Here is a 24,487-nt window from a genome sequence, read left to right as displayed (position 1 = left end):
CCGGCCCTGCAATCATGCATGATTGCAGGGCCGGACCCCTGGCACCCAAGCAAACCAGCTTAGTGCTTCATCACTCCGCCTGCCGATTCGCCGGCCGGCTTTGCCGCAGCGACCGCTTCAGCCGCCAGCTTGGCGACTTCTTCGTCCGACAATGGCGTAGGCATATTCTGCAAGGCCACCTCAAGAACGCGGTCTATCCAACGCACCGGTATGATTTCCAGGTGATTTTTCACGTTGTCTGGAATCTCGGCCAAGTCCTTGACGTTCTCTTCCGGGATCATCACGGTCTTGATGCCGCCACGATGAGCAGCCAGCAGTTTTTCCTTCAGGCCGCCAATACCCAAGACCTCGCCTCGCAGCGTGATCTCGCCCGTCATGGCGACGTCTGCGCGCACCGGAATACCGGTAAGCGCCGACACCATCGCGGTCGTAATGGCAATGCCTGCCGAAGGCCCGTCCTTGGGGGTTGCGCCTTCCGGGAAGTGCACGTGTAGGTCGCGCTTCTCGAAAGCCGTATTGGGGATGCCCCATTTCTGGGCGCGCGCCCGAACCACCGTGCGCGCCGCTTCAACGGATTCCTTCATGACATCGCCCAGCGAGCCGGTACGCAGCACGACACCCTTGCCTGGCATGTCGGCGACCTCGATGGTGAGCAAGTCGCCGCCCACTTCGGTCCATGCCAGACCGGTTGCCTGACCGACCTTGTTTTCTGTTTCGGCCATGCCGAAATTGAAACGTCGTACACCCAGGAAATCGCTGAGATTCTCGGATGTGACCGTAACGCGCTCGAGCTCGGGTGCCGGTCGTGCCTTGCCGCCGCGAACCTTCGTCGTGGGGTTCTTGGCCAACAGCGTTTTGACGACTTTGCGACAGATCTTGGAGATCTCGCGTTCGAGCGCCCGCACCCCGGCTTCGCGGGTGTAGTAACGCACGATGTCGCGTATGGCGCCTTCCTCGATCGTAAGCTCGCCCTCTTGTACGCCGTTGTTCTTCATGAGCTTGGGCAGCAGGTGATCGAAGGCAATATGCACCTTCTCGTCTTCGGTATAACCCGACAGACGTATGACCTCCATGCGGTCCAGCAATGCCGGCGGAATGTTAAGCGTATTGCTTGTCGCAACAAACATCACATCCGACAAGTCGAAGTCGACCTCGATATAGTGGTCCTGGAAAGTATGGTTCTGTTCGGGATCAAGAACCTCCAGCAGGGCTGACGAAGGATCGCCGCGGAAATCCGCGCCCATCTTGTCGATCTCGTCGAGCAGGAACAAGGGATTGCGTACGCCGACCTTATTCATGTTCTGGAGAATCTTGCCGGGCATCGAACCGATGTAAGTGCGACGGTGGCCGCGGATCTCGGCCTCATCGCGCACACCGCCCAGTGCCATACGCACGAACTTGCGATTCGTGGCTCGGGCAATGGATTGCCCCAGCGAGGTCTTGCCGACCCCGGGAGGTCCAACCAGGCAAAGTATGGGGGCTTTCAGCTTGTCGACGCGCTGCTGGACCGCAAGGTATTCCACGATGCGTTCCTTGACCTTCTCGAGACCGTAGTGGTCGGCATCAAGGACGTTTTCGGCGTTCGAGATGGAGCTGTTGATGCGGCTTTTCTTTTTCCAGGGCAAGCCAATAAGCGTGTCGATGTAGTTGCGCACCACCGTGGCTTCAGCAGACATCGGCGACATCAACTTGAGCTTTTTAAGCTCGGAATCAGCCTTCTTCTGCGCTTCCTTCGGCAACTGAGCCGCAGCGATTTTCTTTTCGAGCTCTTCGATATCGGCGCCGTCTTCGCCTTCGCCCAGTTCCTTCTGGATGGCCTTGACCTGCTCATTCAGATAGTAATCGCGCTGGCTCTTTTCCATCTGCTTCTTCACGCGGCCACGTATGCGCTTTTCCACCTGCAGAATGTCGATCTCGGATTCGAGTTGCGACAGCAGGCTTTCCAGGCGCCCGGACGTGCCGGTGATCTCCAGCATTTTTTGCTTCTGCTCGAGCTTCAAGGGCAAATGGGCCGAAATGGTGTCCGCCAGGCGACCGGCGTCATCGATTCCGGCCAGCGAGGTCAGGATCTCTTGGGGTATTTTTTTGTTGAGCTTGACGTATTGCTCGAATTGGGCCACGACGGCGCGGCGCAAGGCTTCGGATTCAGCGCCCTCGCCTTCTTCGGGCGCAATCGGTACGACCACGGCCATGAAATGCGTTTCGGCGTCGCTGACTTCCTGGATGCGGGCGCGTTGCAGGCCTTCTACCAATACTTTGACGGTGCCATCGGGCAGCTTGAGCATCTGCAAGATGCTGGCGGCGCAGCCGATTTCGTATAAATCGTCGGGGGTGGGATCGTCTTTGCCGGCGGACTTCTGTGCCACCAGCATAATGTTGTTGCCCGCTTCCATGGCCAGTTCAAGAGCCTTGATGGAGCGCGGCCGACCAACAAACAGAGGAATCACCATGTGCGGAAATACCACCACGTCGCGCAATGGCAACAGCGGCAAGTCCGTGGGTTCTGAAGAAAGAATCTGGCTCGCAGACATAGTAATTTCCTTAAAAAGGTCCTCTAGATGCAAAAGGGAAGCCAGGGCCTCCCTTTTTAGTACTACCTATAGTGTATGTAGTGACGATAGCCAGGTTTTCAAGTCAAAAAAAGCTCACTGCGCTTCAGGCGGCCGCATCCTTCAGTTTTTTGGCCGGCTCGCGACGGCCTTCGGGTTCGCCCTTGAGCTCGTCAGCGTAAATCAATAGCGGTGTGCCAGTGCCCAGAACGGCGTTTTCGTCCAGTACCACACGTTTGACGTCCTTCTGGGAAGGAAGTTCATACATGGTACCCAGCAACGCCTGTTCGACAATAGAGCGCAAGCCGCGTGCACCGGTACGGCGCTTGATGGCCCGCTTGGCGATCGCAGCAAGCGCGTCGGGCTGAACCTCGAGCTCGACTTCTTCCATTTCGAACAACTTCTGGAACTGCTTGATCAGGGAGTTGCGCGGCTCGGTAAGAATGCGGATGAGCGTGTCTTCCTGAAGCTCTTCCAGCGTGGCGACCACAGGCAAGCGGCCCACCAGCTCGGGGATAAGGCCGAATTTGATCAGGTCTTCGGGTTCGACCTCGGCGAAAAGTTCGCCGACGCCGCGTTCCGTCTTGGCCCTTACGCTGGCCGAGAAACCAATGCCGGAGCGTTCGCTGCGGTCGCGGATGATTTTGTCCAGACCATCGAAAGCACCGCCCACAATGAACAGGATGCTGGTGGTGTCCACCTGCACGAAGTCCTGATTGGGGTGCTTGCGCCCGCCTTGCGGCGGCACAGAGGCCACGGTGCCTTCAATAAGCTTAAGCAGGGCTTGCTGCACCCCTTCACCCGACACATCGCGGGTGATCGAGGGGTTGTCCGCCTTGCGGGAGATCTTGTCGATCTCGTCGATGTAGATAATGGCACGCTGCGCCTTATCGACATCGTAGTTGCAGTTCTGGAGCAACTTCTGGATGATGTTCTCGACGTCTTCACCCACGTAACCGGCTTCGGTCAGGGTGGTGGCATCGGCCATTACAAAAGGCACGTCCAGCATGCGCGCAAGGGTCTGCGCCAATAGCGTCTTGCCCGACCCAGTGGGTCCGATCAGCAAGATATTGCTTTTGGACAGCTCGACGTCGTCGCCCTTGACTTCACCATAGCGTATGCGCTTGTAGTGGTTATAAACCGCCACAGCCAGATTGCGCTTAGGTATATCTTGCCCGATGACGTAGCCATCGAGAAAGCTTTTGATTTCGTGCGGCGTGGGAAGCTCGTTGCGAATGGCATCGCGCGCCGCTTCCTGGCTTTCTTCGACAATGATGTCGTTGCAAAGATCGATGCATTCGTCGCAAATGAACACCGATGGTCCGGCGATTAGCTTGCGGACTTCGTGCTGGCTCTTATTACAAAACGAGCAATGCAGCACCTTATCGTCCGCCGATCCTTTTTTTTCGGGCATAAAACTCTTCGTTCAGTTCAATCGACAGGGCAAGATGCCGGCCTGTCGAGCAATAACCGGCAGGAGCCGTGTGGCGCCTGCCGACCGGCTGGCCTTAAGCCTCGTCTGTACGAGAGACCAGTACTTTGTCTACTAAGCCATACGATACCGCATCTTCCGCCGACATGAAATTATCACGCTCGGTGTCTTCCGCAATGCGTTCTACGGACTGCCCGGTGTTGCGGGCCAGGATTTCGTTCAGGCGCTCGCGCAAGCTGAGGATTTCCTTGGCCTGGATCTGGATATCGGACGCCTGACCCTGCGCACCGCCAGAAGGCTGATGGATCATGATGCGCGAATTGGGCAAGGTGTAACGCTTGCCCTTGGCGCCTGCCGCAAGCAGGAAAGCACCCATGCTGGCGGCAATGCCGGTGCACAGGGTGGATACCTCGGGCTTGACGAACTGCATGGTGTCGTAAATTGCCATGCCCGCATACACCGAGCCACCGGGCGAATTGATATACAGAGAAATGTCTTTGTCGGGATTCTCGGATTCGAGAAACAGCAATTGCGCCACGACCAGATTGGCCGAATGGTCGTTGACCGGACCGACAAAGAAAATAACCCGTTCGCGCAACAAGCGCGAGTAAATATCGTAGGACCGCTCGCCGCGGCCGGACTGCTCTATCACGATGGGCACGTAGCCCAGCCCCGTTGGGGTCACCGAGTCACCACCATACATTGAGGCGTAAAAATCGGTAAAACGTGACATTAGTTGGTCCCCATGAGTTCGTCGAATGCTACATCTTCGTCGGTTACTTGTGCCTTGGCCAATACGTGATCGACGACATTGTCTTCGAGCACAATGGCTTCGATCTCGGCACGGCGCTGGCGATCGGAAAGGTAATACGCCACGACCTGTGCGGGCTGCTCGTAGTTCTGAGCGAACTCTTCGATGCGCGTGCGCACCTGTTCGGGCTTGGCTTGAAGATCGGCAGTTTGCACCAGTTCGGATACCAGCAGGCCCAGGCGTACGCGGCGCTCTGCTTCCTCGGTGAAGGCTTCAGCCGGAATAGGCATGGCCTCGGCGTTGGGAACGCCACGCTGCTTGAGTTCTTCGCGGGCAGCCGTTACACGGGCTTGCGCTTCGTTCTCGACCAGCGCCTTGGGCACGTCGAAAGTGCATGCTGCAGTCAGCGCATCCATGATGCTGCTTTTGGTGCGAGCCTGGGCACGCGCCTTGACCTCGCGCTCGATGTTGCTGCGAACATCGGCCAATAGTTTGTCGACATCGCCCTCGGCCTGGCCCAGCGACTTGGCGAACTCGGCGTCCACGACCGGCAGTACAGGCTCGGCCACTTCTGTCACGGTGATCTTGAACTCGGCGGTTTTGCCAGCGACTTCCTTGCTGCCATAGTCTTCAGGGAAGCTAAGCGGGAAGGTTTTGGATTCGCCGGCCTTCATGCCGCGCACCGCTGTCTCGAACTCGGGCAGCATGCGGCCCTGACCCAAAACGAAGGGGAATTTCTCGGCCGTGCCACCATCGAAAGCGACACCGTCTATCGTGCCGACAAAATCCAGCGTGACGCGATCGTCGTCCTGGGCTTCGCGGCCTTCGCGCGCTTCGTACTCGGCCCGTTGCTTGCGCAAAATGTCGATGGTGCGCTGAACTTCAGCGTCGCCGACCTGGACATTGGCACGGGTGACTTTAAGGCTGGCCAGATCAGGGACCTGAACCTCTGGATAGACCTCGAATGTGGCGGTAAAGGCCAGGAAGCCTTCCTCAACCCCTTCGACCTTGGGCTCGAGCGTGGGCGTACCAGCAACGCGCAGCTTGGTCTCACCAATGGCTTCGTCCAGTGACCGCCCCACTTCGGAATTTATGACGTCATAACGGATACCTTGGCCGTGGCTACGCTCGATCAGGGAAAGCGGCGCTTTACCCGGGCGAAAACCCTGAACCTTGGCAGTGCGAGCAACGCGTTTGAGTTGCGCCTGGACTTCTTTTTCTACGTCGGCGATCGAAACGACCAGATCAACTCGGCGCTCCAGGCCGGACAAAATTTCAACCTCGGGCTGCATTAGGTACCTATATATAAATGGGATTGAACAAATGAACAGGGCATTTTACCGGAAAGTCGGCAAGCCCATGCCACGCCGGTAATACGGTGGCAAAGCAATCCTTGAGCGAGGCGCCGCCTCGAAGACAGGAAAAAGCAAAAGTCACGGAATGTAACGTGCTAGCATAGTTGATTGACTTGTCCCCGACGGGGTGCTCTTTGGGCACCCTCACTCATGAAAAACCGCACACAAACTACTTTAACATCAGGCCTGCTACGCGCGCTTGCTGCCTTGCCTTATGGCCTGGTCGCGCGCCTGGGCGAGCAATTGGGATCACTGCTTTATCTTATACCGGGCAAACGCAAACACATCCTGCAAACCAACCTTAGGCTGTGCTTTCCGGAACAGTCTGACGCCGAACGCGAAAAACTGGCGCGCTCGACCTTCCGTCACGTAATACGCAGCTACCTGGAACGCGGCACCCAATGGTATGGCAGCGCCAAGACCTTGCAGGGCCTGATGCAAATAGATAGTGCCATCCCCCTGCAAGACAGCTACGAACAACCGACCATCTTCCTGGGCTTTCATTTTGCCGCCATCGAAGCCACTTGTATGGTGTATTCGATTTTACATCCGGTGGCGTCGCTTTATACACCCATGTCGGACGACGTGACCGAAACCATTTCCAAAGAACAGCGCTCACGTTTCGGCACGGTGATGATTCCTCGTAACGGCAGTGCGCGGGATATCCTGCGGGTGCTGAAATCAGGCAAGCCCATCATGCTGGCAGCCGATATGGACTTTGGGCTGCGCGATTCGGTGTTCGTGCCCTTCTTCGGCATACAGGCATGCACGCTGACAGCGGTGTCGCGCCTGGCGCAAATAAGTGGTGCGCGTGTCGTTCCCTTTGTCTCGGAAGTCCTGCCTGACTATCAAGGTTATAAGCTTCATATCTTGCCGGCGATGGAAAATTTTCCTAGCGGCGACGTCCGCGCCGACGCGCTGGCCATGAATCAGTTTCTTGAGGCCCGCATTCGCGAAAGGCCTGATCAGTATTACTGGGTACACAGAAGGTTCAAGAGACGCCCTGAGGGCGAAGCGTCCGTTTACTGACTGACGGCGTGACCGGCCTGTGCGAACGCCTAAAAAATGACGTAGATCAGCTTCGCCGTAAGGGCTGAAGCATCGGGAAAAGGGGCCGACAGTATTTCTTTTCGGGATAGCCGGAGCGTGGAAGTATCCAGCTCTCCATCAACCAGCAAGTCGCCGTCTGCCCCGAGGGCTTCCCAACGATCATCGCCCATGTTGATGAGATGCGACTGGTACGGAGTAGCGCCAGGCTGGCAGGTAACCGTGGCCGCGCCCCTGGCCCGCGGCCCGAACAAGGGTTGCTGGGCACTACATTGAGACCGTATGGAAATACGGACATCGAACAAGGCCTGCGCATTGGCCGACGCTGCAAGCACGAGGCCACTTAAGAATGAAGCGACGAGCGACGTCACGCGAAACAATAACATTGAAGGGTCCTGCTAATAGCTAAGGGTAATGATGATCGTATCCGAATAGCGGGCGGCGCCCGGCGGCGACTGCGGTGGCACGCGTCCGTAGACGGTCAACGATTGAGGAAGACCAGTCCCGACTCCCGTCACCGCGTCGTTCCAGTCGGTTCCCCACCGACTACTGCGTTGTGGATCACGATAAAGCTCGTAACGAATGAAACCGGGCGTGCCTCGCATGCGGCGTTGGTTCCCCGTAGCATAGAGGCCGTTACCAAGGTACACCCGGTAGCCATTGCCAGACTGACCACCATTGCAAGTAATAGTTATAGTGGCGACGCTGTCGACATTTGCGTTCAGTTCCATGAACACTGTGCCGAAGTCCATCGTTGTTGTCGAGTCGATTCGACAATCGCTTCGCACGATCGCCTCGATGTAGAAGCTGGATTCTTTCGGTCGCTTTATGGTCGCCGTGGAGCAATCGGCAGTTTCGTTCGTCGCTAGTGTCTTATAGCTGATGGAAAGCGGGCCACCCCCGAAAGTATTGGTGTTGTAATAGCCCGCGGGCAGACCCGCTTGGCCCGCCGAATTTATCCGACCGTATAGCGCGGTGGACCCTGTTTGATGGTACTCGCCTGCACCAAAGCTCATGATTATCGGTACGGGCTCGTAGCCGCCGCCTGCCATCAAGCTGCCCCATATAATTGATCGAGCGGCGTCCGAGTACACATTGAACTCCATATGAACATCGGGTCTATTGGTTTGCGTTATGGTGCGAGGGCTGAACACGCCGGAGCGCGGGTCTTGCTCCATGCCAATACATAGCAATACACGCGTTCCCGGGTCGGCGTTGCACCAATAATTTATGGTTGAGCTACTGTCAGTGACACCGCCAGCCAGCAGATTAATGGTGCCAAAGATCAAATTGTCGGCGTGAGCACCGCAATTCTTCACTGCCGCAGAAGCAGGCCCCGCGGCCGCCAATAGCAGGAAAGCGAACAGGCCTGCACGCAAGAAGAAAGCTGGGGTTTTTTTCATTAGACGCACACCAGTGGGCCGATTTCCGGCAAGGTATCGAGCTCGGCCCGATACGAGAATTGAACCGTACACTTCGTGTCGGCGTCATGCACGGCGAGACGATTCTCGATATCGAGATCCTCTAAATAAACGCGGCCGTCGTAGCCGACCCAGCCCGCCGGTTCAGTACTGTCGTTTAAATAGACCTGGGCTCCCATGGGGACGGCCTGGTCGTCCGACGTGCGCAATATTAGTGAGGCCGCACGCACGCGGTCGATCGCGAACTTGACGCTGACGCCCGAGGCATTACGCGGCACCACATCCAAATTAACGGCTTTTATGCGCATGTCCACGGGCAGGCTGGTCGGATCGATTGAAATTTTGTTGTGTTGATATGGTTGCAAGGACGGTACGAGCAACTGCCCACGGCTATTGGTATTGCCTATCAACTGGTTCTGGCTCTTGACCGGCACTGCAGGAATACCGCTGGTCGAAACGACGGCAAAGCCATCGTAGACTTTTCGAGACGCAAATACGCCACCGTCCATCGCCACAATAGACCCTGAAGCCCCGGCGTAAACGTTCTGATCTGTCCCGGCGCTATTGGCGCCAGCATTGAAGTCCAGGTACTGAAACCGCCTGCTGGCTTGCCCGCTGGCGCTGGCGGGTTGAGCTTCCGAACTTTGTGCCTGGACGTTCCAGTTCCATTCATCTTGATTGCGAGCGGAGCGATTGGCACCAGCCGAATAGGTCCGTGAACCTTTGGATTGCACGGCTGAGCTATAAGCCGATACACCCTTGTCCCAATTGAAAACCAGATTCAGGTAGACGGAGCGATCACTACGTTCATCCAGATTTTGATTTGCGCTGATATTCAAAGTGAGTCCTCGGTCAAAACTGCGCGACCACGATACGCCGCCAAAGCGATAACGCGGCTGATCGGCCTGCTGAAGATGGGCGTAATTTACGCTAATGCTGCCAAAACCACCGGTGTCCAAGCCCAGATAAGCACTATCGCTGCGTACCACAGGCACACCGCCATACCCGCTTGCTACATCTCGATACTGGCGACTGCCTCGCTGAACATTGGCGCCCAGGCCAAAGGGACCGCGCTGTAGCTCATACCCGACTGTAAACTGCTTACCCTTCTGCCCTTGTGCGAGGCTTTGCGCCCATGAACCCGAAACAGTCCCTATAGTTCCAATATTGAAGATAGCACCGACCCCGCCCGCGACCACGCCTTTTATGCCCTCCACATGGCTCTCTGCCGTGAAGTAATTACTAAAGCCGTGGCGGATAGTGGCCGAAGCCATAGGGTCGTGGCTATAGTCAAACGACTGATACCCGTAATTGGCGCGAACGTAGCCAGTCTCGAACGACCAATCCGTTAAGCCTTCACGCAGCAACCTGTTGGAGCTGTAGAAGGGGAAGTCGACCGAGGTTCGTCGCCCCAGCGCATCAGTTAGCACCACTTGAGCTTGCCCGGCGCCATTGATGGTGGGTAAGGCACTCAACTGGAAAGGGCCAGCGGGAACCTGCCCTGTGTATTGCTGGATACCATCGATGTAAAGCTCGACGGCCGAGGGGAGTGCCGCCGTACCAAAATAGGCGGGCAGCGGCGCGGTCGTTTGATAGGGCTGCAAGGCAAAGTTGCGCGAGACTTGAAATCCGCCAATGCGGGTCCTGCGGCTCCAGGGCAAACCGTTGGTCAGCGTGTCGCCCAGTCGAAACGTAAGCTGCTCGTCTTGTAACGAATGCTCAAGCACGGTGTCCATGCGCACCGTCGTACGTTCCCATCGGCGCGCATTACCTGCGCGTGTGCCCTGAAACAGATGCGAGCTGCTAACTAAGCCGAAGTTGTTGAAAGCCCTTAATTCGGTGAAGCCGCTGAGGCCGATATCGTCTTGGCTGGTGTAAGAGGAGTACAAATCGTAGTTGAGCAGCAAGCCCGGCGAGGCCGATGCGACCGCGCGTACGCTACTGCGTCCTCCGACCGCTGTTGTGCTTAAACTCAAAATGGAAAATGGTGCGCTAATACTGATCCTTTGCAAGCTGCGATCATAGTCGTAGCCTACCTCGGGATAGTCGCTTAGCGGTGTGGCTTCGGACAGCCCTTGTAGATACTCGCGGCTGAATTGCAGTTGCAAGGCGCTTTCCCGTGGCAGGTATAACTGCCCATCACGCTCGACGAACAGAATCAAGTCTTCATCAACGTTGCCATTAACACTGGTGGATAGAAACACCGGGGCGTTTGAGCCCTCACTTGGCAGCGCCGAACTGCCGCCGATGTCAGCAGATGAAGAGTGGGCTGGTTGGGTAGAACTCATTAGCGTACCACCTGTGAGCAACCCAAGGATAACGCCGTGACTAAGGAGACTTGATAATTGGCGCAACGCGCGTTTCGGCTTGGACGGCATTAATAAGACTGGAGAAAACGCCGCCTTTTGTAAACAGGCTGGCCGGCAAGCCAAGTGGAAGACTGCGGTATTGACCTGCAAGCACGTAGCCAGCCAGCCCATTCATGGCCATTACCGTCTGCCCGCCATGCGGCGTATATTCGATATTGGCTAACTGTGCGCGGCTGGTTCCGGAGTTCGCCACGCGTAGCCAAGCCTGCCCGTCTGCTTCTTGAACGGACCAATCCAGTTGCGGCTGGGCCGGCGCCGTCCCGGCAATGAAAACCGGCACCGAATAGCGGAAGACAAAGTCCAACCCTGCCTTGGCAGCGGTTCGCTGGATGGGCAATTCGTCGATAAGGACTCGGTAGGTGCGCTCGTTGACGGCCGGTCCGCTTAAGGGTCCTACGCGCACCAGCCGAACAAGTTGCTGCTGCCCGGGCTGAAGCTGCACCATCGGAGGGCTTGCAACCATATGCTGATCGGGAACGAGAACATCTTCGCCCTCGGCTTGCGACCAGTGATACACGCGCACTTGAGCATGAACCACTTCAGTACTGGTGTTGCGCAGCCAAACCTCGTCGGCCCGTTTGTCGGTCGGTATGGTGATGCTGATCGGCGATATTTGCAAACCGGCGGCCAGGGCAACGCCCTGGACCGTGGTTAGCATCGCTAGAACAATACCCGCTGCCCATTTGGAAACGTTTGCTGTCAGCATGATACTGTCCTTAACAATCGGAGGCCTAATAGTAAACGTTAATGGCTACTGTGTCTGTGTAAGTGGCGGCTGGCACGTTCAGTGTCGTGGTGGTCTTACCGTAGACCGCAAAAGCCTGGGTAGCGCCTGTTCCAGTTGAAGATACGACATTCAGTGTGCCGCTTGTAGCATTGCCCCAAGCCATTGTATGCGCGGTATCTTGATAAAGCTGGTAGCCAATGGTCTGTGAGACACCAGGCGCCGTACTGCTCATGACGCCCGTGCCGCCAGTGCCGGCGCCGGAAGAGTTTGACTGGAGGCCTATTTTGTATGGAGTGAGGTTGGTACATGTAACAGAGAAACCGCCGGTATTCGACGCATCGGCTGTCGTGGATGCCTGGCTACCGAAATCCAGGGTAGTGCTCGTGCCTGTGACGGCACAATTGGCAGTAATGGCAATCTTCACTTCCATAGAGCCAGTCGCTGTGCTCTGCGCCAGAACGGGAACAGTCACCGACAGGCCGGCAATAGCCGCGCAGCACATCGCTAAGCATTTGATTTTCATGATTTTGCATCTCCAGATTTAACGCTTGCGTTAAAAAACGACGACGAAGCTAGAACAGGCACGCGTGTCCGTCTGGGCAGGACGCGCCGGCTACGACTTCAGTTAGGAGGTGATATCAACATGGCAGGTTGAATGTGCTGGCCAACGAAGACGCTGACACCGACGTTCAAACATTAAGCTCGACGCTCCGACGAACTTAAAGGCGCCCTTTGCAGGCGACGACCACATCTGGCTGGGCGATAAAAAACCCAAGGCTGTAAGTTAACACAACGAAGCAGATTTACAACAAAATACTTCATTTGTTAGCGTTACTGAGCCTAAGGGTGTTGCAAACTGGATACATCTGGTCCGTACACGAGGCCGATTGCGTCCGATCCGAAAAAAGATATAATAGCCGGCTTGCTTACGCGCGAACGTGGCGGAATTGGTAGACGCACCAGATTTAGGTTCTGGCGCCGAGAGGTGTGAGAGTTCGAGTCTCTCCGTTCGCACCAGCATTATATTTTGTGCAAATCTTGCACAAATACCGGCCCCTGCCCAAAAATGAATCCCCGACCTGATGCCACGCGCCCTTGTCCTTCCATAATGGTTGGGGTGCGGCGCAGCCGTGCGGGCACACTATCCTGCCTATGACAACAACACTGCAAGCCACCATAGAAAGCGCATGGGAGATGCGCGCCGACCTGACACCTGAATCGGCTCACGACGACATACGTGAGGCCGTTGCCGGCACGCTACGCGCGCTGGATCGCGGCAAGATCCGCGTGGCAGAGAAGGTTGACGGCGCCTGGGTGGTGCATCAGTGGATCAAGAAGGCGGTTTTGCTGTCGTTCCGGCTGCAGGACAACCGCGTGTCGGGACAGGCCCCGCTCCAGTTCTACGACAAGGTCGACACCAAGTTTTCCGACTACGATGCCGACGCGTTCTCCGAAGGCGGGTTTCGCGTGGTGCCACCCGCCGTCGCGCGTAAGGGTGCATTTATCGGCCGCAATGTTGTGCTGATGCCTTCTTATGTGAACGTGGGCGCCTATGTCGACGAGAACAGCATGATAGACACCTGGGCCACCGTAGGGTCCTGCGCACAAATCGGCAAGAACGTGCATCTGTCGGGCGGTGTAGGCATAGGCGGCGTACTGGAGCCCTTACAGGCCAATCCCACCATTATCGAAGACAACTGCTTTATCGGCGCGCGCTCGGAGGTCGTCGAGGGCGTCATCGTGGAAGAAAATTCGGTACTCGCCATGGGTGTGTTCCTGTCGCAAAGCACAAAGATCTACGACCGCGCCAGCGGCCAGATCAGCTATGGCCGTGTGCCGTCGGGCTCCGTTGTGGTGCCCGGCTCCTTGCCGTCGGCCGACGGCACGCACAGCCTGGCTTGCGCCGTGATTGTGAAGCGCGTCGATGCACAAACCCGGGCTAAAACCAGCATCAACGAGCTGTTGAGGGCCTGATGGCAGCGGGCGACGTACTGCAACTGACGCGTGACCTGATCGCGCGACCGTCCGTTACGCCCCTCGATGAGGGCTGCCAGCAGTTGCTGGCCCAGCGACTCGAGGCGGCAGGATTCATCTGCGAAACGCTGGTCTACGGCGATGTCACTAATCTTTGGGCGCGGCGCGGCACCGCTACGCCGCTACTTGTGTTTGCCGGCCATACCGATGTGGTGCCGACTGGCCCGCTGGAGCGCTGGGGCAGCGACCCCTTCATTCCAACGGAGCGGGACGGCAAGCTTTATGGACGCGGCGCCGCCGACATGAAGACGTCGATCGCGGCCTTTGTAGTCGCTGCCGAGGAATTCATCGCCAACCGGCCCAACCATGATGGGTCTATCGGACTGCTTATTACCTCGGACGAGGAAGGGCCATCAGTCAACGGTACCGTCAAGGTATGCCAGGAACTGCAGCAACGCGATGTGGCAATGGACTACTGCATCGTGGGCGAGCCGACGTCTGTGGAACACCTGGGTGACACCTTGAAGAACGGCCGACGCGGATCCTTGTCTGGCCGCCTGACGGTAAAGGGCAAGCAAGGCCATGTGGCCTACCCTCAGTTGGCACGCAACCCCATCCATTTGCTGGCGCCCGCCCTGGTCGAGTTGACCACGCAGCATTGGGATGATGGCAACGAGTACTTCCCGCCCACCACCTTCCAGGTGTCCAATTTGCATGCAGGCACCGGGGCCAGCAATGTGGTCCCTGGCACCGCGGTGCTGGACTTCAACTTCCGATTCTCCACCGCCAGCACGCCCGGCAACTTGCAAGAACGCGTCGACACCATCCTGAACACGCACGGGCTGGACTATGATGTCGAGTGGATTCTGGGCGGAGAACCCTTCCTGACACCCAAGGGCGAACTGAGCACGGCGATGACCGCAGCGATCGCTGCCGAAACCGGCGTTGCGGCGCAGTTGTCTACCACCGGAGGCACCTCCGATGGGCGATTCATCGCCAGGATTTGCCCGCAGGTGGTCGAGTTCGGCCCCATTAACGCCAGTATCCACCAGATCAACGAACACGTACGGCTCGACACCCTCGAGCCCCTCAAGAACATTTATCGCCGTACGCTGGAGCTATTGCTGCCGCTGCGGACCTGACCGGAGCCACTATGCAAGACAGCGCTTACCACGAGCTACATACATTGCGCGATTTATTGCGTTATGCGGTAAGCCAGTTCCATGCGTCGCGCCTGTCCTTTGGTCACGGTAGCGACAATGCCTGGGACGAGGCCGTCTACCTGTTACTGCATACGCTGGATCTGCCGCTGGACACCCTGGAGCCCTTTCTTGATGCACGGGTGTTGCCCGAAGAGAGCGCGCGCTTCCTGAAACTGCTGGACCGCCGCGTCAGCGAAAGAGTACCTGTGGCCTACCTGACAGGCGAAGCCTGGCTACAGGGCCACCGCTTTGTGGTGGACCAGCGCGTCATCGTGCCCCGCTCGCCGATCTCAGAGTTGCTGGCCGACGGCCTGAGCCCCTGGGTCAGCGATGCCGACGACGTCGACCTCGTCCTGGACTTGTGCACGGGTTCGGGGTGCCTCGCAGTATTGGCCGCTCTGGCCTTTCCGTCCGCCCAGGTCGATGCAGTCGATCTATCCGAAGAAGCGCTTGAGGTCGCCGACCAGAACATCGAGCTATCGGGGCTGGACGGACGCATCACCACCCACCGCAGCGACCTATTTGATCAGTTACCGCGCTGCGAGTATCAGGTCATATTGTGCAACCCACCGTATGTGAACAGCGATTCCATGGACCGGTTGCCGCCAGAGTATCGGCATGAGCCGGCGCTGGCCCTGGCTGGCGGCAGCGATGGCATGGATCTGGTGCGCAGGCTGATGCGCGACGCCCCAGCCTACATGGCGCCGGACGGCATACTGGTGCTCGAGATCGGTAATGAGTACGACAACTTCATTGCCGCCTTCCCCCACCTGGAACCCGTCTGGTTGACCACTGCCAACGCGGAAGACCAGATCCTGATGCTCACACGCGAGCAACTGGCCTCGTGATACGCGCTACTGGTTTAACGCTGCGTCGCGGCACCAAAGTGCTGCTTGAAGATACCGACTTCGTCATCAACCCCGGCGAACGGGTCGGCGTCGTGGGCAAGAATGGCGCGGGCAAGTCCACCCTGTTCTCCTTGCTGCAAGGCAAGCTGGATGCGGACGCCGGTACGGTGCAATGGCCGTCAAGCTGGAGAATCGCCAGCGTCGAGCAGGAAATCAGCCACAATGAGATGCCGGCACGCGAGTTTGTCATCGACGGCGACACCCACCTGCGAGCACTACAAGCCGAACGCGCAGGCACGCCCGATAGCGACGGCCAGCGCATCGCTGAGCTTGAGTCTGCGCTGGTCGAGGCGGATGCCTGGAGTGCGGCCTCGCGCGCCGAGCAACTGTTGGCCGGCCTGGGTTTCGCACCCGACCAGTGGATGAGCCCCGTCACGAGTTTTTCAGGCGGCTGGCAGATGCGTCTGGCCCTGGCGCGCGCCCTGATGGCGCCTTCCGAACTCTTGTTGCTGGACGAGCCGACCAACCATCTGGACCTGGACGCCATGCTATGGCTGGAACGCTGGCTTGGGGCCTATGAAGGTACCGTCCTGCTGATTTCCCACGACACCGAGTTCCTGGACGCTGTTGCGAAAATTATTTTGCACTTTGACCAGACCAAGCTGGTCAGATACCGCGGCGGCTACGAAGATTTCCTGACTCAGCGCGCTGAGCGCCTGCGGCAGACGCAAATCGCATGGGATCGCCAGACCCGCGAAGCGGCGCGCCTGCAAGGCTTCATCGACCGGTTCAAGGCCAAGGCCACCAAAGCCAAGCAGGCGCAAAGCCGTGTGAAAGCCTTGGCTCGTATGGAAACCTTGGCGCCGCTACAGGCCGAATCGGGTATCGACATCCGCATTCCCGAACCGACCAGCATGCCTGACCCATTGCTGGTGCTGGACAAGGTCAGCACCGGCTACCCGCGAGAAGATGGCGAAGCACGCACTGTGTTGCGCGATGTGACGCTCATGGTGCGCGGCGGCGGCCGTATAGGCGTACTGGGCGTCAACGGCGCCGGCAAGAGCACGTTGATCAAGACCTTGGCCGACGAACTGCCTGTGCTGGCGGGCGAGCGGCGCGCGTCCAAGGGCCTGGAGATCGGCTACTTCGCACAGCACCAGCTGGACATGCTGGATCCCGAATCCACGCCGCTACAACACCTGCAGCGACTCTCTCCGCAGACGCGCGAGCAGGAGTTGCGCAACTATCTGGGCGGCTTCGGGTTCAGCGGAGACACCGTGAATAGCCGTATCGCACCCATGTCGGGCGGCGAAAAAGCAAGGTTGGCCTTATCTTTGATCGTATGGCAGAAGCCCAATTTGCTGCTGCTTGATGAACCCAGCAATCACCTGGACGTTGACACGCGCGAGGCGCTTGCGACCGCCCTTGCCGAGTTCTCTGGCAGCGTGCTGCTGGTGTCCCACGATCGCCACTTGTTGCGAACCACCGTGGACAGCTTCTGGATTGTTGCGGACGGGCACGTACATGAGTTTGACGGCGACCTGGAAGACTACCGCGACTGGCTCAACGCACGCAGCGCCCAGGCCCGTTCAGAAGCCCGCAGCGATGCCCAGGCCACCAGCCCGGAGGTGGTGGATCGCAAGGCACAGCGCCGCCAGGAAGCTGAAGCGAGACAACGCATGGCGACCCTGCGCAAGCCGCTGGAAACGCGACTGGCCAACGTAGAGACCAAAATGGAACAGGCAGGCGAGCGCCTGAAGGCGCTGGACGCGCTGATAGCCGACCCTGATTTCTATTCCGACAGCCGCCGCGATGAGCGCCTGAAAGTGCTGGAGGAACACGGCTTTCTGACCAAGCAGCACGGCGAGCTTGAAGAACAGTGGTTGGCGCTACAAGAGGAACTGGAAGCCCTCATCGCGGATTGAATCCCAGCTTAAACGGTGCGCCCGCCATCCACCGGTAGTTCAATACCGGTAATGAACCGGGCTGCATCGCTGGCCAGGTACAAGGCCGCGCCCGCCACGTCCTCGGGGGTGGAGAATCGCCCCAGCGGTATCGTGGACACGAACTTGGCCCGGTTCTCGGGGGTATCCGGCAGACCCATGAACAATTCGAACATGCCGGTCACACCCATGACCGGGCAAATGGCGTTGACGCGGATGTTCTCCGGCCCGAGTTCGACCGCCATGGATTTGGACAGTATATTGACGGCCCCCTTGGTGGCGTTGTACCAGGACAGCCCGGGCCGCGGCCGCATTCCGGCGGTCGACCCGATATTGATGATGACGCCCTGCCCCTGCTCGCGCATGATGGGTATCACGGCTTGCGCCATGTGATAAATGGACTTCACATTGACCTGAAAGAGGCGGTCGAACATGTCTTCGTCCACATCCAGCATAGGTTGATTTTTATGCGTAATGGCGGCGTTGTTGACAACGATATCGACGGCGCCATAGCTGTCCTTGCACGCTTGCACCAGGGCCCGGACATCCTGAGCATTGCCCACATCGGCTTTCATGGCAGTGGCACCCGGGCCGATGTCGGCGGCCACCCGCTTGCCGGCTGCTTCGTTGATATCAGCGATCAGGACGCGGGCCCCTTCTTTCACATACAGCCTGGCTATGCCTTCGCCAAAGCCGCTGCCGGCTCCGGTCACGATCGCGGTCTTGCCTTGTAATTGCCCCATCGCGAGCTCCTAACCTTGGTAGCTGATGATGACGACGTCAGCAGCCTGCTTGCGTAGCGGCACGATGGCCTGGTAGGCAGCGGACTGATGCCAGGCGTCTACGGCCGCGCTATCGGGAAACCGTATGACTACCGTGTCGGTGTAATGGTGATCGCCGTCCAGCACCTTGGCGTGCTCGCCCCTGAAGACCAGGCTGGCGCCCCAGGGCGCAACGGTGTCGGGTACGCGCCGGCAGTACTCGGCCCATTTGTCAGGATCCTTGACCGAAATATGTCCAATCAGATAAGCGGCTGGTGTTTGCATGATGTCTGTCTCGTTCTGGTCGTGCCGGCTGTGGCCGCCGGTCTGGACATCATCGTAACGCCACTGGGCGCATTGCGGTAGTCTGGCGTCAGCCTGCGGTAATTTCCAGCTTGGCTATGCCCAGTGCCAAGGTCTTGGTGCCCGCCTCGCGAAACTGTATCTGCGCCTGAGCATCCAGCCCCAGCCCACTTAAGCCAATAATGGTGCCTTCCCCGAATTTGGCATGGCGCACGCCAGTGCCTATGCGAAATTGCTGGTCGCCCACCGTGACCCCGGAGCTCAGGCTGCGTGGCGCCATCGGGGCAAGACTGGCATTGCCACCGCCAAAGCCACGACCGCGACGAAACGCGCCGCTCCAGCTGTCTTCGCGCACGGCCACCCGCCCTTCTTTGGGCGTCAGCCACTTCAGGTGTTGTTCGGGGATTTCATCGAGGAAACGCGAACGCATGGCATAGCGCGTCTGGCCATGCAGCATGCGGCTCTGCGCCAGTGTCAGGTACAGCCGCTCGCGTGCACGCGTGATTGCCACATACATCAGACGGCGCTCTTCCTCCAGGCCTGCCGCTTCCAGCAGGCTGTTTTCATGCGGAAAAAGCCCTTCTTCGACGCCTGTGATGAATACGGAATCGAACTCCAGCCCTTTGGCCGCGTGTACGGTCATCAGTTGCACGGCGTCCTGCCCTGCCTGTGCCTGATTGTCGCCGGCCTCCAGAGAGGCGTGCGTCAAAAAGGCCCCCAGTGGCGACATGGGTGCAACAGGCGCCACAGCATCGTCGCCCGTCGACGGCGCAGCGGCAGGGCTGCCGCCGTCAGGCAAGCGGCCGGCGGGCAAGCCGTCAAAGTTCTCTTCCGCCACAAAGGCGGCGGCTGCGTTGACCAGCTCTTGCAAGTTCTCGAGGCGATCGGCGCCCTCGCGATCGTTCTGGTAGTGCGCCAGCAAGCCGCTGTGATGCACGACATGCTCGACCAACTCGGGCAGCGTCAATATCTGGGCCTCGTGTGCCATTTGCTGGATCAGCTCGGCAAAGCGCGTGAGATTGTTGCCGCCTTTGCCTGACATCAGCGGCACGGCGCGAAACAGGCTGGTGTTCTGCTCGCGCGCCGTATCGGCCAACTGCTCCAGCGTGCGCGCACCGATGCCGCGCGTTGGAAAATTAACGACACGCAGCCACGAGGTATCGTCGTGAGGGTTGTCCATGAGGCGCAGATAGGCCAAGGCATGCTTGACTTCCTGGCGCTCGAAAAACCGCAGGCCGCCATACACCTTGTAGGGAATGGCGGCTGAAAACAAAGCATGTTCGATAATGCGCGACTGAGCATTGCTGCGGTATAAAACGGCGATCTCGCTGCGCATGCGCCCGTCATTGATCAGGGCCTTGATCTCGTCGACAATCCACTGCGCTTCCAGCAGATCTGATGCTTGCTCGACCACCCGCACCGGTTCGCCTTCGCCCTGTTCGGTCCACAGGTTCTTGCCCAGGCGTTGTGCATTATGAGCAATCAAGGCATTGGCTGAATCCAGAATGTGGCCGTAAGAGCGGTAGTTCTGCTCCAGGCGAATTACATTGCCATGCGCATAGTCGCGCTCGAACTCGGCCATGTTGCCCACGTTGGCGCCGCGAAAGGCATAGATGGACTGGTCGTCGTCTCCGACCGCGAAAATCGACGCGCCCTCGCCTGCCAGCAGCTTCAGCCAGCGATATTGCAGTGTATTGGTGTCCTGGAACTCGTCGACCAGAATATGCTTGAAGCGGCGCTGGTAATGCTCGCGCACCGGCGCATTGCGCTGCAGTAGCTCGTAGGCGCGCAGCAGCAGTTCGGCAAAATCAACCACGCCCTCGCGCTCGCACTGATCCTGATACAACTGATAGATTTCTGCCAGCCTGCGCCGGTAGGCATCCCAGACCTCGACATCGGCGGGCCGCTGCCCTTCTTCCTTGGCGCCGTTGATAAAGCGCTGGACATCCCGGGGGGGAATTTCTCGTCGTCAATGCCGGCACCCTTGATCAGGCGCTTGATGGCGGCCAGCTGATCGGCGCTGTCGAGTATCTGAAAGGTCTGAATCAGCCCGGCATCGCGGTGATGCGCGCGCAACAGCCGGTTGCACAAGCCATGAAAAGTGCCCACCCACATGCCGCGCGTGTTGATCGGCAACAAGGCCGTCAGCCGTGTAAGCATTTCACGCGCGGATTTATTTGTGAAGGTAACCGCCAGCAGCCCAAAAGGGCTGGCCTGACTGGTTTGAATCAGCCAGGCCATGCGGGTAGTCAGGACTCTGGTTTTCCCGCTACCCGCGCCGGCCAGGACCAGCGCGTGTGAGGGGGGTAAGGTAACAGCGGCTTGTTGTTGTGGATTAAGGGTTTCGATCATGCCGCGTAGCGGCGCAACCGGTAAGCAAACTGCTCTAGACCATCAATACCGCTTTGTTGAGCGCGCTGGCACCATGCCTGCAAATCGGCCAGTAGCTGTTCGCTGCTGGCGCTGGAGCTTTCCCACAGACGTGCGAGATCGCGGCGCATGTGTACCAAGGTGGACAAGGATTGGTTCTGGGCCAGGATAGTGTCCACCTGAGCGCGCTGGGCGGGTTCGAGTGTGTCGTCGCTGCGCGTGATCCAGTCCTTGCAGCGGCTAAGCACCGTCCAGTTGCAATCAGGGTTGTCCGTCTGACGCGTGGCCTTAAGCTTGGCGATCTCTTCGGTGGCCGCTTTTTTGACCAGCTCGGAGTAACGGGCAAGGATCTCGTAGCGGTGGGTAATAACACCTTGCAAGGTGCGAGCATCGACGGAGGCCGTCGCGGGCTCGAGCTTGAGCTTGGGCGCCAGCTTCTTGACCTTGGCCAAGCCAAAGAAGCGCAATACCTGGATGTAGCACCAGCCCAGATCGAACTCGTACCACTTGGTGGAAAACTTGGCCGAGGTACCGTAGGCGTGGTGGTTGTTGTGCAGCTCTTCGCCGCCGATGATGATGCCCCAGGGCGACACGTTGGTGCTGGTGTCGGGACTGGCGTAGTTGCGATAACCCCAAGCATGACCCACGCCGTTGACGACGCCGGCTGCCCAGAAGGGTATCCATGCCATCTGGATGGCCCAGACGGTAAGGCCAAGCACGCCAAACAACGACAGGTTGATGGCCAGCATGATGAGGATGCCCATGAGGCTGTGGCGCGTATACACGTTGCGCTCCATCCAGTCGTCGGGCGTGCCGTGCCCAAAGCGCTTGAGCGTTTCGGGGTTGCCCGCTTCTTCGCGATAGAGTTCAGCACCACGGAAGAACACCTTGCCCAGGCCAAAGACCACGGGAGAGTGGGGATCGCCTTCGCGTTCGACCTTGGCGTGGTGCTTGCGGTGAATGGCTACCCATTCTTTGGTGACCATGCCGGTGGTCAGCCACAACCAGAAGCGGAAGAAGTGCATGACGGCGGGGTGTAGATCCAGCCCTCGGTGCGCTTGGCTACGGTGCAGGAAGACCGTAACGCCGACAATTGTGATGTGGGTGAGCACCAGGGTAACCAGCACTACCTGCCACCATGAAAACTGTAGCAAGCCGCCAGATAAGAATTTCAGTATGTAGTCCATAAACCTGTTTAAGGCCTCGTGTGATAACAAAGAAAAGTGTAGCGCAGTTGCCACGCTTAGGACAGGATAATTTCAAATTAGCTTTTGAGGTAAATCAAGGACAGCAAAGGCAAATTTCCGGTTACGCTGGGTTTCACAGGGGCTTATCCCGCTGTAAAACAGCTGCAAAGAAGCCGTCGGTGCCATGTCGGTCAGGGCGCATACTTAAATAAGGCCCTTCCAGTGTTAGATTTTCACAACGATCCTGCACGATTTTGCTGGCATCAAGAAGCGTAAAGTCGGGATTTTCCGCTAAAAACGCTTCAACTTGCTGCTCGTTCTCTTCCGGAAGGATGCTGCAAGTGGCATAAACCAGGCGCCCGCCCGGCGCAACACAACGCGAGGCTTGCCGCAAGATTTGTGCCTGCGTTTCGCACAACGACTGCAAGGACTCGGGGTGTTGGCGCCATTTGAGGTCGGGATTGCGCCGCAGGGTACCCAAGCCGCTACATGGTGCGTCAACCAGCACCCGGTGGGCCTTGCCCCGCAGGCGCTTCACACGCTGGTCGTTATCGGCCGCAATCACGACGGGCACGATGTTGGACAGGCCGCTGCGCGCGAAGCGCGGCTTGGCCCGCGCCAGACGCGCTGCCGATACGTCGAAGGCATAGAGCCGTCCGGTTGAACGCATCAAGGCGCCCAGCAACAGCGTCTTGCCGCCCGCGCCGGCGCAGTAGTCGATTATCATTTCCCCACGGCGAGGCGCCATCAGCGCCACCAGTATCTGGCTGCCCTCATCCTGAACTTCAAGCTCGCCTTTCTCGAACATCGGCCAGCGATTGACGGGTGGACGTCCCTGCAGGCGTATACCCCAAGGCGAATACGGTGTGGGCTGCGGATCGTAGCGCAAGGCCGGCCCGCTGCGCAGCAAGGCCAGCATGGGCTCGCGTTCGGTTTTCAGTGGATTGACGCGCAAATCCAGGGGCGCACTGCTATTCAAGGCCCGGACCAGCGCGTCTGCGTCATCCAGTACGGCAATACGTTCGTCCAGCCAGTCGGGCAAGCTGTCGCGCACGGCTCGCGAGAGGCTGTTGATGTCTATTTTCTTGACGTGGTCCAGCCACTGCTGCTCGGGCTCACCTAGGCCGGCGTCCAGGACTGATCGATCGAAGACCGACGCCAGCCCCAGTATTGCCAGCCGCCGTGCAGCAGGGCCAAAGCCGCTCTCGGCAAATTGCCGGTAACGGCGCAAATGGCGCAGCACGTCGAACACGGCTTCGGCGACCTCGCTGCGGTCGCGCATGCCCAACTTGGGATGCAAACGCATCCAGCGCGACAGCACGGCATCTGCGGGGTACTCCCACTGGAGCACCTCTCCCAGCACGTCGCGTACTTGCTCAATGCGCACGGCGGCCATGACATACGGCCGGCCGGCGGGCGCTGAGGGAGCGGCCCGCCTTGAAGGCACGGCATCGCGTCGGCGCGGCGACCGCTCGTTATCTGCGTCCCGGGGACGGCGGGCGTCCGACGGACGACGCGCTGGCGATGCGGCGGACCGCCCTGGCGCGCTGCGACGGGGCTTGTCTGTGGTGTTCATGAAGACCTTTCTGATAGTGCGGAGGTGGCGACGCCCTGCGACGTCAGCACGAAGGCGCGGCTATCCACGCCGCGCACGAGTACGCGTTGCATGGAATCGAGCGTAACGCGGCCCTCGGCAAGCCAGCGTACCACGTCCGCATAAATGCGGTGCTCGACCTGCAGCAGCCTGGCCGCCAGATCGTCCGGTGTATCGCCCGCCAGCACCGGCACCATGCCTTGGGCAATGATGGGTCCGTGATCGAGGACGGGCGTCACGAAATGGACCGTGCAGCCGTGCCATTGCACGCCTGTGGCCAGCGCCTGTTGGTGCGTATGCAGACCCGGGAAGGCCGGCAAGAGCGATGGATGGATGTTGATCAGGCGCCCATTGAAGCGTTCCACGAAACCGGGCGTCAGTACCCGCATGAAGCCAGCCAGCAGTACATACTGCGGTGCATGAGCTTCCACGGCCTCGGCCAGCGCCGCGTCGAAGTCGTCACGCGTCGCGTAATCGCGGTGCGCGACGACTTGCGTCGCTATGCCGTTGTTGTGCGCCCACTGCAGCCCGGCGGCGTCGGCTTTGTTGGCGATGACAGCGCATACCCGTGCAGACAACCCCGCCTCACGTACTGTGTTGACGATAGTTTGCATGTTGGAACCCCGGCCCGAGATCAGTACCACGATACGGCAG

The 24,487-nt window shown here is 58.8% G+C and carries 19 protein-coding genes, 1 tRNA gene and 1 pseudogene; 6 read left to right on the top strand and 15 right to left on the bottom strand.

The features are described from left to right. Positions 1 to 59: 59 nt before the first annotated feature. The 4 genes from lon to tig form a co-directional block, all read right to left on the bottom strand. The gene (gene lon / locus CKA81_RS03990; RefSeq protein WP_128354150.1) at positions 60 to 2,531 is read right to left on the bottom strand and encodes an endopeptidase La; all 2,472 of its coding nucleotides are present in this window, start codon (positions 2,529 to 2,531) and stop codon (positions 60 to 62) included. Positions 2,532 to 2,655: 124 nt separating this feature from the next. Continuing rightward, positions 2,656 to 3,963 (bottom strand): ATP-dependent Clp protease ATP-binding subunit ClpX, encoded by a 1,308-nt coding sequence (gene clpX / locus CKA81_RS03985; RefSeq protein WP_128354149.1) that lies wholly within the window; start codon positions 3,961 to 3,963, stop codon positions 2,656 to 2,658. A 94-nt stretch (positions 3,964 to 4,057) separates the two neighbouring features. Continuing rightward, positions 4,058 to 4,714 carry an ATP-dependent Clp endopeptidase proteolytic subunit ClpP gene (gene clpP, locus CKA81_RS03980; RefSeq protein ID WP_128354148.1) on the bottom strand — a complete coding sequence of 219 codons (657 nt, stop codon included), beginning with the start codon at positions 4,712 to 4,714 and terminating at the stop codon, positions 4,058 to 4,060. Beyond that, positions 4,714 to 6,024, bottom strand: a complete 1,311-nt coding sequence (gene tig, locus CKA81_RS03975) for a trigger factor (protein WP_128354147.1) — start codon at positions 6,022 to 6,024, stop codon at positions 4,714 to 4,716. The genes clpP and tig overlap by 1 nt, the downstream gene beginning before the upstream one ends. A 213-nt stretch (positions 6,025 to 6,237) precedes the next feature. On the opposite strand from tig, the gene CKA81_RS03970 reads away from it, so the two are divergent. Further along, entirely contained in the window at positions 6,238 to 7,116 is an 879-nt protein-coding gene (locus CKA81_RS03970; protein ID WP_128354146.1) for a lipid A biosynthesis lauroyl acyltransferase, read from the top strand. Between the two features lie 29 nt (positions 7,117 to 7,145). Here CKA81_RS03970 and CKA81_RS03965 read toward each other — a convergent pair whose 3' ends face one another. The 5 genes from CKA81_RS03965 to CKA81_RS03945 are packed head-to-tail and all read right to left on the bottom strand — an operon-like array spanning position 7,146 to position 12,174. After that, positions 7,146 to 7,520, bottom strand: coding sequence for a hypothetical protein (locus CKA81_RS03965; protein WP_128354145.1), 375 nt, complete (start codon positions 7,518 to 7,520; stop codon positions 7,146 to 7,148). Positions 7,521 to 7,532: 12 nt separating this feature from the next. Then, a complete protein-coding gene (locus CKA81_RS03960; RefSeq protein WP_128354144.1) occupies positions 7,533 to 8,537 on the bottom strand; it encodes a Csu type fimbrial protein in 1,005 nt (334 codons plus the stop codon). Beyond that, on the bottom strand, positions 8,537 to 10,933 hold the full coding sequence (locus CKA81_RS03955) for a fimbria/pilus outer membrane usher protein (RefSeq protein WP_164878335.1): 2,397 nt from the start codon (positions 10,931 to 10,933) through the stop codon (positions 8,537 to 8,539). The genes CKA81_RS03960 and CKA81_RS03955 overlap by 1 nt, the downstream gene beginning before the upstream one ends. Next, positions 10,884 to 11,630 carry a fimbrial biogenesis chaperone gene (locus tag CKA81_RS03950; RefSeq protein WP_128354142.1) on the bottom strand — a complete coding sequence of 249 codons (747 nt, stop codon included), beginning with the start codon at positions 11,628 to 11,630 and terminating at the stop codon, positions 10,884 to 10,886. Before CKA81_RS03950 ends, CKA81_RS03955 begins: the two co-directional genes overlap by 50 nt. A gap of 25 nt (positions 11,631 to 11,655) precedes the next feature. After that, on the bottom strand, positions 11,656 to 12,174 hold the full coding sequence (locus CKA81_RS03945) for a Csu type fimbrial protein (RefSeq protein WP_128354141.1): 519 nt from the start codon (positions 12,172 to 12,174) through the stop codon (positions 11,656 to 11,658). Positions 12,175 to 12,583: 409 nt separating this feature from the next. Between CKA81_RS03945 and CKA81_RS03940 the strand changes: the two genes are divergently transcribed. The 5 genes from CKA81_RS03940 to CKA81_RS03920 all read left to right on the top strand — a co-directional run bounded on the left by CKA81_RS03940 (position 12,584) and on the right by CKA81_RS03920 (position 17,600). Next, positions 12,584 to 12,668 (top strand) — tRNA-Leu (locus CKA81_RS03940). 135 nt (positions 12,669 to 12,803) lie between these two features. Next, positions 12,804 to 13,625 (top strand): 2,3,4,5-tetrahydropyridine-2,6-dicarboxylate N-succinyltransferase, encoded by an 822-nt coding sequence (gene dapD / locus CKA81_RS03935; RefSeq protein ID WP_128354140.1) that lies wholly within the window; start codon positions 12,804 to 12,806, stop codon positions 13,623 to 13,625. Beyond that, on the top strand, positions 13,625 to 14,767 hold the full coding sequence (gene dapE, locus CKA81_RS03930; protein ID WP_128354139.1) for a succinyl-diaminopimelate desuccinylase: 1,143 nt from the start codon (positions 13,625 to 13,627) through the stop codon (positions 14,765 to 14,767). The genes dapD and dapE overlap by 1 nt, the downstream gene beginning before the upstream one ends. 11 nt (positions 14,768 to 14,778) lie before the next feature. Beyond that, the gene (prmB, locus tag CKA81_RS03925) at positions 14,779 to 15,675 is read left to right on the top strand and encodes a 50S ribosomal protein L3 N(5)-glutamine methyltransferase (protein ID WP_128354138.1); all 897 of its coding nucleotides are present in this window, start codon (positions 14,779 to 14,781) and stop codon (positions 15,673 to 15,675) included. Continuing rightward, a complete protein-coding gene (locus CKA81_RS03920) occupies positions 15,672 to 17,600 on the top strand; it encodes an ABC-F family ATP-binding cassette domain-containing protein (RefSeq protein WP_128354137.1) in 1,929 nt (642 codons plus the stop codon). Before prmB ends, CKA81_RS03920 begins: the two co-directional genes overlap by 4 nt. 8 nt (positions 17,601 to 17,608) lie before the next feature. Here the strand turns inward: CKA81_RS03920 and CKA81_RS03915 are convergent, their stop codons facing one another. The 6 genes and pseudogenes from CKA81_RS03915 to purN form a co-directional block, all read right to left on the bottom strand. Then, entirely contained in the window at positions 17,609 to 18,361 is a 753-nt protein-coding gene (locus tag CKA81_RS03915; RefSeq protein WP_128354136.1) for an SDR family oxidoreductase, read from the bottom strand. 9 nt (positions 18,362 to 18,370) lie between these two features. Beyond that, complete coding sequence (locus tag CKA81_RS03910; protein WP_128354135.1) at positions 18,371 to 18,664, bottom strand: DUF1330 domain-containing protein; 294 nt, start codon at positions 18,662 to 18,664, stop codon at positions 18,371 to 18,373. Between the two features lie 88 nt (positions 18,665 to 18,752). Next, a pseudogene (locus CKA81_RS03905) lies at positions 18,753 to 21,034 on the bottom strand (UvrD-helicase domain-containing protein). After that, complete coding sequence (locus tag CKA81_RS03900) at positions 21,031 to 22,239, bottom strand: DesA family fatty acid desaturase (RefSeq protein ID WP_128354134.1); 1,209 nt, start codon at positions 22,237 to 22,239, stop codon at positions 21,031 to 21,033. Before CKA81_RS03900 ends, CKA81_RS03905 begins: the two are co-directional and overlap by 4 nt. A gap of 133 nt (positions 22,240 to 22,372) precedes the next feature. Beyond that, complete coding sequence (locus CKA81_RS03895) at positions 22,373 to 23,602, bottom strand: RsmB/NOP family class I SAM-dependent RNA methyltransferase (protein WP_128356531.1); 1,230 nt, start codon at positions 23,600 to 23,602, stop codon at positions 22,373 to 22,375. 209 nt (positions 23,603 to 23,811) lie between these two features. Further along, on the bottom strand, positions 23,812 to 24,447 hold the full coding sequence (gene purN, locus CKA81_RS03890; protein ID WP_394342544.1) for a phosphoribosylglycinamide formyltransferase: 636 nt from the start codon (positions 24,445 to 24,447) through the stop codon (positions 23,812 to 23,814). Between the last annotated feature and the right edge of the window lie 40 nt (positions 24,448 to 24,487).

It is taken from the genome of Pollutimonas thiosulfatoxidans (assembly GCF_004022565.1).
GTDB lineage: Bacteria > Pseudomonadota > Gammaproteobacteria > Burkholderiales > Burkholderiaceae_B > Pusillimonas_D > Pusillimonas_D thiosulfatoxidans.
The sequence above is the reverse complement of the archived record's forward strand: the minus strand, read 5'-3'. Positions and strand labels throughout refer to the sequence as shown.